Source organism: Enterobacter sp. CP102, from assembly GCF_025152625.1.
GTDB classification, from domain to species: domain Bacteria; phylum Pseudomonadota; class Gammaproteobacteria; order Enterobacterales; family Enterobacteriaceae; genus Enterobacter; species Enterobacter soli.
The window spans coordinates 1,712,971-1,724,297 of the sequence record NZ_CP104014.1; the positions used below are offsets into that span (position 1 = coordinate 1,712,971).

Consider the following 11,327-nt stretch of genomic DNA (forward strand, 5'->3'; position numbering starts at 1 on the left):
AATGGCCCCCCGCGCAGGCGGGGGGAAACGTTCAGACGTTTTTACGTTCGATGGTTTGCTCACCCCAGAAGAGTGAGTCTTTGTCCGTTTTATTGAAGGCGCGCATCAGTACCTCATCACTGCCTTCTTCCCAAATCTGCTCGGCCAGCTTTTCGTCATATTTTGCAACTTCAAAAATGGCCTCGGCGATTTCTGGAGAGGTATTACGTAAACTTGCCCATTCGCCCACGCGGTGAGCTTTGGATTCCTGTGTTGGCATGATTGTCCTCCTGTTTGGCTTAGCCGTTCAGTTTTTTGGCAAGACCCGCGACATGTTCACCCTGGTAACGGGCGATAGCCAGCTCTTCATTACTTGGCTGGCGTGAACCATCGCCACCGGCAATGGTGGTTGCGCCATAAGGTGTACCACCACGAACCTGAGACACATCAAACAACTCCTGAGCGCCATAGCCGATTGGCACAATCACCATGCCGTGATGCGCAAGAGTGGTCCAGGTTGAGGTGATGGTCTGTTCCTGGCCGCCGCCGGTACCTGTGGAGCTGAATACGCTGGCGAGCTTGCCGTATAAGGCGCCAGATGCCCAAAGTCCCCCGGTCTGGTCGAGGAAGGTTCGCATCTGCCCTGACATATTGCCGAAGCGGGTTGGGGTGCCGAAGATGATGGCATCGTAGTCTGCCAGTTCTTGTGGGGTGGCCTGCGGGGCATTTTGTGTTTTCCCCCCGGCTTTGGCGAAGGCCTCGGCATTCATGGTTTCCGGTACGCGTTTCACCACAACCTCTACGCCATCCACTCTGTTTGCACCTTCTGCAACTGCGTGAGCCATGGTTTCAATGTGTCCATACATGGAATAATAGAGCACCAGAACTTTTGCCATTTTGCATTACTCCTCGTTTGTTTTTTCTGACAGCGGATCGCTGCGTTCATTTAAAGATAAGTCGTGCTGGCCAGACTGCAACTCTGTGCATCATTTCTTTGATTTATAACAAGTTATTTATTATCTGGCGCTGTAGCAAAATGAAACATATTTACGAAAACGAAATTCTGGAATGATAAGAAAGGCTTATTGATAACCGCGCAACTCGTCCCGGGGAATGCGGGGGATCATGTTGCAGAATATTACCATTTACGCCCGGGACAGGGGCTTTCCACTAAGCTTAGTTTCACGCGACGTAAATAGTGGCGCGGCCATTCGTCGTCAGGTGAAAGAATCCTCTTTTACTGAATGCAGTATGATGTCTAATGTTTCACACTCTGGAGGTTAGAGATGGCAAACCATCGTGGTGGTTCAGGTAATTTCGCTGAAGACCGTGAAAGAGCATCAGAAGCAGGTCGTAAAGGTGGCCAACACAGTGGGGGTAACTTCAAAAATGACCCTCAGCGTGCATCTGAAGCAGGTAAAAAAGGGGGTAAAAACAGCCACGGCAGCAGCAACAAGTAATACGCCGGGTTGATCCTCTGCCGCCGGGGGCTCCCGGCGGTTTTTTTATTTCTGCAACATTGAACTGTAACCAAAGGCAACGCACACTAGAGGATTGACCTCTATTGCTGGTGCACCATGTCGTCTTCTCGTTTCAAATTCTCCGTAAAACCGCAGGAAGCCATCCTCATTCTGATCACCATGTTCTGGGGCGGGACTTTTCTGGCCGTCCAGTATGCGGTCACCCTGAGCGATCCTTTCTTCTTTGTCGGCCTGCGTTTTGCTACGGCAGCGATTGCCGTGGCGCTGATTTCACTGAAAACCTTACGGGGGTTGACGCTTAAAGAGCTGAAGGCCGGGGTGGCGATTGGTATTGCCATTGCGATGGGCTACAGCCTGCAAACCTGGGGCTTGCAGTCTATCTCCAGCAGTAAATCGGCGTTTATCACCGCGATGTACGTGCCGCTGGTGCCGCTGCTGCAATGGCTGTGTCTGGGCAGAATACCGGGGCTGATGTCCTGTATTGGCATTGTGCTGGCGTTTATCGGCCTGATCCTGCTGGCCGGGCCGGGCGATAACCTGCTGGCGCTGGGGCCGGGGGAGATAATTACCCTGGTCGGCGCGGTGGCGATTGCCGCTGAAATTATTCTGATCAGCGCCTGGGCCGGGAAGGTGGACGTGAAGCGGGTGACCGTTGTGCAACTTGCGACTGCATCGCTGGTGGCGTTTGCCGCCATGGTACCGGCGGGGGAATCTGTGCCGCCGATGTCTACCGGGCTTGTGGTTGTTGCGCTGGGGCTTGGGATCTTCAGCGCCATTATTCAGGTGACGATGAACTGGGCGCAGCGCAGCGTTTCCCCGACGCGGGCAACGGTTATCTACACCGGTGAGCCGGTCTGGGCGGGTGTGTTCGGGCGCATTGCCGGGGAGCGTTTACCGCTGCTGGCGCTGGTGGGCGCAGCCTTTATCGTTGCCGGTGTACTGGTGAGTGAGTTAAAGCTAAAAAAACGACGTAAGGCAATAGCCGGGTTGGGCGCTGAACAAGGGGCAGATAGCTAACATGCCCGGCGGCGCTTCGCTTGCGTGGGCCTACAATGGGCATGTAGGCCGGGTAAGCGTAGCGCCACCCGGCAAGAAAGCGGCACTTATTTCAGGTTGAGGGGGTGATGGCTTCCGCTTGCGCTTCATCCCCTTTCCGGCGGCTCAGCAGGGCGTTTAACAAAATAGCGCCAAACGTTGCCGTACCAATCCCGCCAATGGTAAACCCGCCCAGCGTCAGGGCGAAATCACCCGCGCCCAGCACCAGCGTGACTGCCACCATAATCAGGTTGCTGTTCTGGCTAAGATCGACCCGGTGCTGAACCCAGATACGCGCCCCGGCTACGGCGATCAACCCAAACACCACAATGGATGCCCCGCCAATTACCGGTGCCGGAATGGTGTGGATCAGCGCGCCAAATTTCGGTGAGAAGCCTAACAGCATGGCAATCACGGCCGCCGCGACAAAAACCAGCGTGGAGTAGACTTTGGTCACCGCCATCACGCCGATGTTTTCGGCGTAGGTTGTCACACCGCTGCCGCCAACAGAGCCAGAGAGCATGGTCGCCAGCCCGTCACCGACAAACGCGCGCCCAATGTACGGATCCATATTGCGCCCGGTCATCCCGGCAACCGCTTTCAGGTGGCCCAGGTTTTCAGCCACCAGGATCACCGCCACGGGAGCGATCAGCATCATCGCCTGTCCACTGAATACCGGGGAGGTGATCTGCGGCAGGCCAAACCAGGCGGCGTTGTGGATCAGGGTAAAATCGACCGGTTTGCCAAAGCCGAACACGTTCGCCAGCAGGGCATAAACCAGACACGCCGCAATCAGCCCGACCAGGATCAGCAGACGCTGGATCATGCCGCGCGTGAACACCGCCACCAGGCCGATGCACAGTACGGTGATCACCGCCATCCAGCTTTCAAACGGTGAGCCAGAGACGCTTTTGACCGCAATCGGGGCGAGGTTCAGGCCGATGGCCATTACCACCGCACCCGTCACTACCGGCGGCATCATCCGCTCAATCCATTTGGTGCCGGTTTTCATCACCACCAGGCCAATCAGGGTATAGACCAGCCCACAGGCAATAATGCCGCCGAGGGCCACGCTCAGGTTCGGGTTGATCCCCTGGCCGTTAAACCCGGTGGTGGCAATCACCACGCCCACAAAGGCGGCGCTGGAGCCAAGATAGCTGGGCACGCGCCCGCCGGTGACAAAAAAGAACAGCAGGGTACCGATACCCGACATCAGAATGGACAGGTTGGGATCAAGCCCCATCAGCATAGGCATCAGCACCGTGGCGCCAAACATGGCCACCGCGTGCTGCACGCCCATCACCAGGGTCTGTGCTACAGGGAGTCTCTCATCCGGCGCGACCACGCCGCGTTCTGAAGAGGTCGATTTCAACTGCCAGTGGGGAAATCCGAACATTGCCATGAGCTGTCTCCTTAAGGAGGGTTAACAGGCGGGTCGCAGGAGCGCGTGATAGCCGCGGTCAAACCACACCAACCCCTGCGGCGCGGGGTGGCGAACTATCGAAACAATGTCGCAAAACAGGATGTCGTGCGTGCCCACGCTGACCACCTGGCTGATGCGACAGTCAAACGAGGCCAGCGCATCTTCAAGACGCGGGCAGCCTGTTTCGCCGGTCTGCCAGCGGGCGGCGGCGAAGCGCTCTTCCATCGGCGTTTTACCGCCGAACAGGTTAGAGAGTGGCTCTTGCCCGGCGCTGAGCGTGTTGACGCACAGGGTGCGATTCTCGCTAAACGTTGGCCAGACGGATGCGCCGCGATTCAGGCACACCAGCAGCGTGGGCGGAGAGTCGGTGACGCTGCACACGGCGCTGGCGGTGAACCCGGCCATGCCGGAGGGGCCGTCCGTGGTGATGATATTGACCGCCGCACCCACGCAGGCCATCGCATCGCGAAAGGTTTGTTTATCCGGTGTGTTCATCCTCACTCCTTATGCCAGACCACAGGCATCTTCAAAGGCCAGGCGCGGCAGGCGCCCGTACAGTTTGCTGCTGTCGCCATAGCCGATGTTGATCAGCAGATTGCTTTTCAGGGCGGTGCCGGTGAAAAAGGCATCGTCCACTTTTTGCCGGTCAAAGCCGGACATCGGCCCGGTATCCAGCCCCAGGGCGCGACAGGCGAAAATCAGGTATGCCGCCTGCAGCGAGCTGTTGCGAAAGGCCGTCTCTTCGGCGAGCGCCGGGCTTGAGGTAAACCAGCTCCGGGCATCGCCGTGCGGGAACAGGGTGGGCAGGCGCTCGTAAAATTCACCGTCCCAGGCCACGATGGCCGTGACCGGCGCGGTAAGTGTTTTCTCCAGATTGCCGCTGGAGAGCGCCGGGCGAAGCTTCTCTTTTCCTTCGGCGCTTCTGACAAATACAATCCGCGCAGGTGAACAGTTGGCGGAGGTGGGGCCCCATTTCATCAGGTCGTACACTTCCCGCAGCAGCGCATCGCTGACCGGAAGATCCTGCCAGCCGTTATGGGTGCGCGCCCCGGTAAACAACGTATCCAGCGCAGTGGGGGTAATGGCTTCGCTCATTGTGGCTCCTTACAAAGCGGGTTCAGGGCTGTGCAACAGGCTGGCAAGCCCGTTCAGCAACAGGGTGTTAAAGGTGTCGGGTTCGGTCACGTTGCAGGCGTGCCCGCCCTGGCGCATCACCACCTTCTGGCTACCGGGAAGTGCTGCCTGCAGTTCGGATGAACAGACCGAGGGGACCAGCAGATCGTCCGCCGAACAGATGATGTGCACCGGGCAGCGAATGCGCGCTGCGTGGCGGCTAAAGTTGGCCTGTTTGAGCGCGGTTAAGCGGCGCAGCAGGTTGTGTTTGCCCTGAAAATGGGCCAGCGCCAGAGACTCTTCGGCTTCCATGCGCGGTGCGCGGGCGGCCATCCAGTCTGCCGGATAGAGAAACAGCGGCTGCGCTTCTACCCACGCCTGCGCGCCCCCGGCGTGAAGCAGACGTTCGCGGATCTGAAAACAGCGACGGGTATGGGCATTGAGCGACAGCCAGCCGTTGACGCACACCAGCGCGGTGACGGCATCGGGGTTATCCAGCGCCAGTTGCAGGCCAATCAGCGCCCCCAGCGCGTGGCCCACCACGCAGTAACGGGAGATCCCCGCGCTGGCCAGCGCCTGCGCAAGCTCCTGCGCCATCTCGGCCATGCTGTACCCTTCCGGCAGGGTGTCCGGGTTATTGCCCGTGCCCCGCTGGTCGTAGCACACCACCTGGTACTCCTGTTCCAGCCGCGCAAGCTGCGGCAGCCAGTAGCTGCCCCCGCCGCCCAGCCCGGCTATCAGTACCACGGCGGGCGCGCCGTCGTACGGGGGCGGTGATACAGAGAGTTTCATGGCAACCTCACTTCGCAATGTGCGCGACAGTGGCGATTTCAACCAGCGCGTCGGGCTTCACCAGCCCGCACTGGATGCAGAACCGCGCCGGTTTATCGCCCGGGAAGAACTCAGCGTAGATTTCGTTAATCGCGGCGTAGTTTTTCCAGTCGGTGATAAAGATGCTGTTGAAGGTCACGTCCTCCATCGTGCCACCCGCGGTTTCGATCACACCTTTGATCGTTTCCAGCACGTGACGCGTTTGCGCCTTTGGGTCGTTGATAAACACCACGTTGTTGTCTTTATCAAACGGCAGCGTGCCGGAGACATACACCACGCCATCGGCAAGCGTGCCGGGCACAAACGGGGCGATAGGGGTGCTGGTGCCCGGTGGAATAATCACGGATTTTGGCATTGTGGTGCTCCTCAGGCGATACGGGCTAATGACGGCGGATTAAGGGCATCGCAGAAATCGGCGACGTTACTCACCCAGCCAAAAAAGGTTTCGATATTAAACAGGGCCGCTTTCTGGGCGAACTCCGGCCCGGCCTGGTGGGTGGCGTCTTCCAGCACCACGCCGAAATATTCGAGGAAAAAGCCATCGCGCAACGTGGACTCCACGCAGACGTTAGTGGCGATGCCGGTAAAGACCAGATGGCGGATGCCCCGGCTGCGCAGCAGGCTGTCGAGCGGGGTGTTGAAAAAGCCGCTGTAGCGCGGTTTGGGCAGTACGATATCGCCCGCCGCAGGAACCAGTTCATCGACCAGCTGGTAATCCCAGCTGCCTTTCGCCAGCAGCTTGCCCTGTAATTCTGGCTGTTTGCGCATGGTTTTCAGGGCGTTGGACTTGTGGAAGTTGGGCGAGCCGGGGCCGCCGGCTTCTACGTACTGGTCATCCCAGCCGTTCTGGAACCAGATAATCAACATGCCCGCCGCGCGTGCGGCAGCCACGGCGGTTTTGATGTTCTCAATCACCGGTTTGGTGGCGGAGACATCAAAACCGGCCAGATCCAGATAACCGCCCTGGCTTGCGTAGGCGTTTTGCATATCCACCACAATCAGCGCGCTGCGCTGGGCGTCGAAGGTGATGGCTTCCGGGCGAGCGTCAAGCGTGGTCATTACGCAACCTCCTTTGTGATAGCGGGAATATGGGCGCGGCACTGCATCAGCGGCTGAATACGTTCGCCGAAGGTTTCAACGCCCGCCAGGAAATCGTCAAAGGTGAGCAGGACGCCTTCAGCGCCTGGTACTGCGGCCACTTCATCCAGCATTCGGGCGACATTGGCATACGAGCCAACCAGCGTGCCCATGTTGATGTTCACGGCGGAGGTCGGGTCAGCCATCTGGCGGACGTTGGTATCTGAGCCGGAGCGGGTATCTTTCTGGCTCTGTTCGGTGAGCCAGCTCAGTGCCTCGTCGTCGGCCCCGGCTTTATACAGTTCCCATTTGGCGCGCGCGGCGTCGTCGGTTTCATCGGCTATCACCATAAACAGCACGTAGGAGCCGACATCGCGCCCGGTTTTGTCGGCGGCTTCTTTCATGCGTGCCGCCGTGGGGGCGAAGGCCGCCGGAGTGTTCACTCCTTTGCCAAAGCAGAAGTTGAAATCGGCGTATTTCGCGGAGAACTCCATCCCTGCATCGCTCTGCCCGGCGCAGATCACTTTCATCGGCACGGACGGCTGCGGGCTGACGCGACAGTCGTTCATGGTGAAGTAGTCGCCTTTAAAATCGCTTTTACCGGTGCCCCACAGGTCGCGCAGTACCTGCACGTACTCGGTGAGGTACTCATAGCGGCGCGAGAAATATTCGTCGCCCGGCCAGATACCCATCTGGTCATATTCCGGTTTTTGCCAGCCGGTAACCAGGTTGACCCCAAAGCGGCCACCGGAGATGGAATCGATGGTGGAGGCCATCCGCGCCACAATCGCCGGAGGCAGGGTGAGGGTGGCGGCGGTGGCGTAAATCTGGATGCGGGACGTGACAGCCGCCAGCCCGGCCATCAGGGTGAAGGACTCCAGGTTGTGATCCCAGAATTCCGTCTTACCGCCAAAACCACGCAGCTTGATCATCGAGAGCGCAAAATCGAAATGGTAGTGCTCCGCTTTTTGCACGATAGCCTTATTCAGCTCGAAGGTCGGCTTGTACTGCGGGGCGGTGGTCGAGATCAGCCAGCCGTTGTTACCGATAGGTACGAATACGCCAATTTTCATCACGAACCTCTCTTCATCACAGTGTGGGGTGAAAGTCAGACGTGGCGTTGCATCCTGCATATCCTGTTCAGCCTCGTGAAAAGGGTTTTGCAAAGGGGATGCCAGTTTTTAAAATGGCTTTGTTATTAAGGTGTTAATGCGAGGTTGGCAAAATGAGTGCAAATAAAGTGGACTAAATGGTCAAAAGAAATGCACACAAAACAGGCAACGGTGCGCGATGGCGGTGCAGGGGCGAGGAGGGGAATGCAGCACGATCCCGGTGCGGGCCGGGATCGCAGGTTAGCGTTTATTGTGGCTTCACAGCACCGTTCATGCGTCTGGGCTCCGGCAGATCGCCCGTATCATTCAGTGCCCCCGGGAACGTCGACAGCCACGCTTTCACCTTCTGTTTATTGGTATGCACTGCGCTCAACCCTTCTAAACAGCCCCACAGCTCGCGGGTATTCTGCGGGGTGATCACAATGCAATCCGGCATCACGCGGATTTTAACCGCGCGGCCATACGCAAACCCGGCGCGGGACAACCAGTCACCGGACAGCGGCAGATAGTTATGCTCCATGCGTGTATACAGCTCAGCGCATGATGCACCCGCTTCATCCCGCGCATGAACTCGCCCTGAATGGGTCGGCTCCCCGTGCAAGTCCCGCGGGTTCTTTTTGCGTACCTGCTCGCGAATTTCTTCACCATTTTCAAATACTGCATTTTCCGTTTGGGCAACAGCCCGCTCTGGCATAAAATTCTTCGCAGCCATATTCAACTCCTGATTAGTTGTTTGTGGTTAGCGGTATAAGGGTGGTGGAACACCTTTATATCGCGATCTTGGTTATCTACTTTTCTCTATAAAACTCACTGTTTGTGGTGGCGGTTTCAGTACGTCGATTATACCCCTATGGATAAAAACACAGGGGTAAAAATGTCGGGGAAATGGTGAAAATGCGAGGCTGCTCGAGGAAAGGTGGGAGCGGGAGCGATAAGCGGAAGTTCTCCTTGAAGGTAAACCAGTCCGCTTGCCTGGATATCTCTGAAAGAGAATCTTCTACTTTGCTAGGATACATACAATTCTTTCTTCAAGATTTAGAATCGTTATACAATTTCATGGTAAATTCCAAAAAAAGCTATACGCATAGGGTAGCATAGTGTCGGATTAAGGTACTCGTCAGAGGTTTAAGGTTTAGCCTCGTTGGCATAGCGTCAGTGCGGTTTTTGATGAATTACTTGGACTCCCAGATTTTACACCGAGCATCTACATGGTAAACCAACTAAAGGACCTGTCTGTAATTGACTGCGGCGCTCTTGGTTGGCCTGAAGTAGATGAATCTGATTACCCTAACAATAAAGGTTGAGCATGGAAGAAACAATTATAAAATTCGGTAAACAATTGGATTACTCTCTGATTGAAGATTTCAGAAATGTTGTGAATGAAGGGGAGTTTGCATATCACTATTTTGTAAACAAAGACGGGAAAAATCAGTTTAGTCCAATGTGCTCTTGCATGGATTGGATTAGTGTATCTATAAGATACATTATACATTTCCCCGCCTTTTCTGATGACATTGATGTTAAGGCGATGCAATTTTATTCTCTGGTTTCATCTATAGACATTGTTGTAGAAGCTGTGACGCAATTACATCGCATTATAATGGATGAGGGCAAAAAATTACAAAAATGGCCTTTCAAAGGCTCTGCAAATATTTTCACTAACAAGGTGGAGTATCTGTCCAATAAAGATGATGATGGATATTTTGGAGAGATAAGGTCGATTTTTGGTGCTCACCCAACTAACTTACGAAATGATAATGGGGAAGGTTTATTTGCAAGTTGGCCGCATCCTCACCCTTTCAACATGAAGGATTTTACAGTTAGCATTTACAGCAATCGACCAGGTAGTGATGATTTTATATTTGGTATCAAAATTGATGAGGTGTTAAAGTATCTAAATGAGCGTTATTCCTACATTGCTGTGTTGAAAAATGTACTTCTTGGAATTCGAAAGCACCACTATAAAAAACTCAGTAAAATAATTATCCCGACCACTGAAAATATTCATGATGAATTACGGGTTCTACATGATGAAGTCGAGGCAAGACAGAATAACGATTATTACAGAATGGAGTTGCATGATATAACTCATTTGTTTACGGGGGAGGTGACGGAGGCTCATCTTATTGATGAGGCCAAGGCTTTCAGGGATAAATTGTACCCCATAGTCGCTGAGATACGAAAAAATTTACAAAATATGAATCTGGTTGATTTGACCACTACTAAAGGGGTAATGGTTTCACGTCTTCCGGGTGGGGCTATGAATTATGAAATTCCAAAGATTTTTAGATGGTTACACTCTGAAAGCGCTGATCTAATGGCGAAATATTATATCAAAAGCTTAAATAAATATTCGAATGATAAATATTGTTTCAACATGGAGGATAATGCCAGTACTACTTTGTTGAAGCTCAGGATGATGATGTATAGTTCCCAAGTGAGCAAAGATTAACATCTCTTCGTTAATAAATTTGTTTATTCTGTCATATGGTGGGCTGTCACTGCCATCGAGATTTGGAAGTTAATCATCCGAATGAGGGCGAGTAATGAGTGATTACGATGATTACGTAAAGTGGCAACGGCAACAGGCCAATGTAAAAGCGGGGCGTTCTGCTGGAAATGATGGAACCTTTCATGAGGCATTAAAACGTCCCCGTTACGGGGAACCAGACAGTGTGACCACGAAGGAGTTAGAGAATCAAATTGAAAACTCCTCGCAAATGTCAGAAGAGGGCTGTGTGCAGCAACCCACAATCTACACTGACCAGACCGGAAAAAAGTTCAGGTTTATTTTTGGGCAAAGGGTTTACTTTGACGAGTGATTTAAAAAGTGGGCAATAAGTCCTTTTTTTACGTCCGAAACTTCAAAAACGGGCCTGTAAGTGCTTCTCGAATCACAAGTGATGGATTCTTTAATTACAGAGAAAACGGCTTCTACATCGATTGGTCAAGGATTCTGTAAAGATGTGTCTATGGTGATCAGCGTAGGTCAGTAGTTTGTCTGAAAAATATCTGCTGTACAGGTGACTTAACATTGAACTTAACAGTAAGAACAGATGAATAAAGAGTAAAATGATTCCATTTTTTGACATTAGTTCACCTCAACACACTTTTGCATCACTGACACGTACAGGTTGATATAGCCTGAGCACGGCAGTCAGTCTGTGGGTATAATTTTTATCGTGTGTTTTATTCATACCTTTTCGCATCAAGTATCGGTAAGTTCGTGGAGTTGGTATTATGCTCGTCATCACTCAGTCCGGTTGGCAGTTGAAG

The 11,327-nt window shown here is 54.0% G+C and carries 14 protein-coding genes; 4 read left to right on the forward strand and 10 right to left on the reverse strand.

Annotated features, from left to right (window positions below):
- Positions 1–31 precede the first annotated feature (31 nt).
- The gene (locus N1249_RS07940; protein ID WP_259836506.1) at positions 32–259 is read right to left on the reverse strand and encodes a YccJ family protein; all 228 of its coding nucleotides are present in this window, start codon (positions 257–259) and stop codon (positions 32–34) included.
- A gap of 19 nt (positions 260–278) precedes the next feature.
- The gene (wrbA, locus tag N1249_RS07945) at positions 279–875 is read right to left on the reverse strand and encodes an NAD(P)H:quinone oxidoreductase (RefSeq protein WP_259836509.1); all 597 of its coding nucleotides are present in this window, start codon (positions 873–875) and stop codon (positions 279–281) included.
- Positions 876–1,265: 390 nt separating this feature from the next.
- Between wrbA and N1249_RS07950 the strand changes: the two genes are divergently transcribed.
- Together N1249_RS07950 and N1249_RS07955 are read left to right on the forward strand one after the other, a co-directional pair.
- On the forward strand, positions 1,266–1,439 hold the full coding sequence (locus N1249_RS07950; protein ID WP_014069705.1) for a general stress protein: 174 nt from the start codon (positions 1,266–1,268) through the stop codon (positions 1,437–1,439).
- A 117-nt stretch (positions 1,440–1,556) separates the two neighbouring features.
- Entirely contained in the window at positions 1,557–2,477 is a 921-nt protein-coding gene (locus N1249_RS07955; protein ID WP_259836513.1) for a DMT family transporter, read from the forward strand.
- Positions 2,478–2,568: 91 nt separating this feature from the next.
- Here N1249_RS07955 and rutG read toward each other — a convergent pair whose 3' ends face one another.
- From rutG to N1249_RS07995, 8 genes are all read right to left on the reverse strand, one after another.
- Positions 2,569–3,897, reverse strand: a complete 1,329-nt coding sequence (rutG, locus tag N1249_RS07960) for a pyrimidine utilization transport protein G (protein ID WP_259836517.1) — start codon at positions 3,895–3,897, stop codon at positions 2,569–2,571.
- A 21-nt stretch (positions 3,898–3,918) separates the two neighbouring features.
- Complete coding sequence (gene rutF / locus N1249_RS07965; RefSeq protein ID WP_259836531.1) at positions 3,919–4,413, reverse strand: NADH-dependent FMN reductase RutF; 495 nt, start codon at positions 4,411–4,413, stop codon at positions 3,919–3,921.
- A gap of 9 nt (positions 4,414–4,422) precedes the next feature.
- A complete protein-coding gene (locus tag N1249_RS07970) occupies positions 4,423–5,013 on the reverse strand; it encodes a malonic semialdehyde reductase (RefSeq protein ID WP_259836533.1) in 591 nt (196 codons plus the stop codon).
- Between the two features lie 9 nt (positions 5,014–5,022).
- Complete coding sequence (gene rutD, locus N1249_RS07975) at positions 5,023–5,823, reverse strand: pyrimidine utilization protein D (protein ID WP_259836535.1); 801 nt, start codon at positions 5,821–5,823, stop codon at positions 5,023–5,025.
- Positions 5,824–5,830: 7 nt separating this feature from the next.
- Positions 5,831–6,217, reverse strand: a complete 387-nt coding sequence (gene rutC / locus N1249_RS07980) for a pyrimidine utilization protein C (RefSeq protein ID WP_014069711.1) — start codon at positions 6,215–6,217, stop codon at positions 5,831–5,833.
- Between the two features lie 11 nt (positions 6,218–6,228).
- Entirely contained in the window at positions 6,229–6,921 is a 693-nt protein-coding gene (gene rutB, locus N1249_RS07985) for a pyrimidine utilization protein B (RefSeq protein WP_259836538.1), read from the reverse strand.
- Positions 6,921–8,012, reverse strand: a complete 1,092-nt coding sequence (rutA, locus tag N1249_RS07990; protein WP_259838040.1) for a pyrimidine utilization protein A — start codon at positions 8,010–8,012, stop codon at positions 6,921–6,923. The genes rutB and rutA overlap by 1 nt, the downstream gene beginning before the upstream one ends.
- A gap of 286 nt (positions 8,013–8,298) precedes the next feature.
- Positions 8,299–8,763, reverse strand: coding sequence for a type I toxin-antitoxin system SymE family toxin (locus tag N1249_RS07995; RefSeq protein ID WP_259836540.1), 465 nt, complete (start codon positions 8,761–8,763; stop codon positions 8,299–8,301).
- Between the two features lie 594 nt (positions 8,764–9,357).
- On the opposite strand from N1249_RS07995, the gene N1249_RS08000 reads away from it, so the two are divergent.
- Positions 9,358–10,503, forward strand: a complete 1,146-nt coding sequence (locus tag N1249_RS08000; protein WP_259836542.1) for a hypothetical protein — start codon at positions 9,358–9,360, stop codon at positions 10,501–10,503.
- 94 nt (positions 10,504–10,597) lie between these two features.
- On the forward strand, positions 10,598–10,873 hold the full coding sequence (locus tag N1249_RS08005; protein WP_259836543.1) for a hypothetical protein: 276 nt from the start codon (positions 10,598–10,600) through the stop codon (positions 10,871–10,873).
- Positions 10,874–11,327 lie beyond the last annotated feature (454 nt).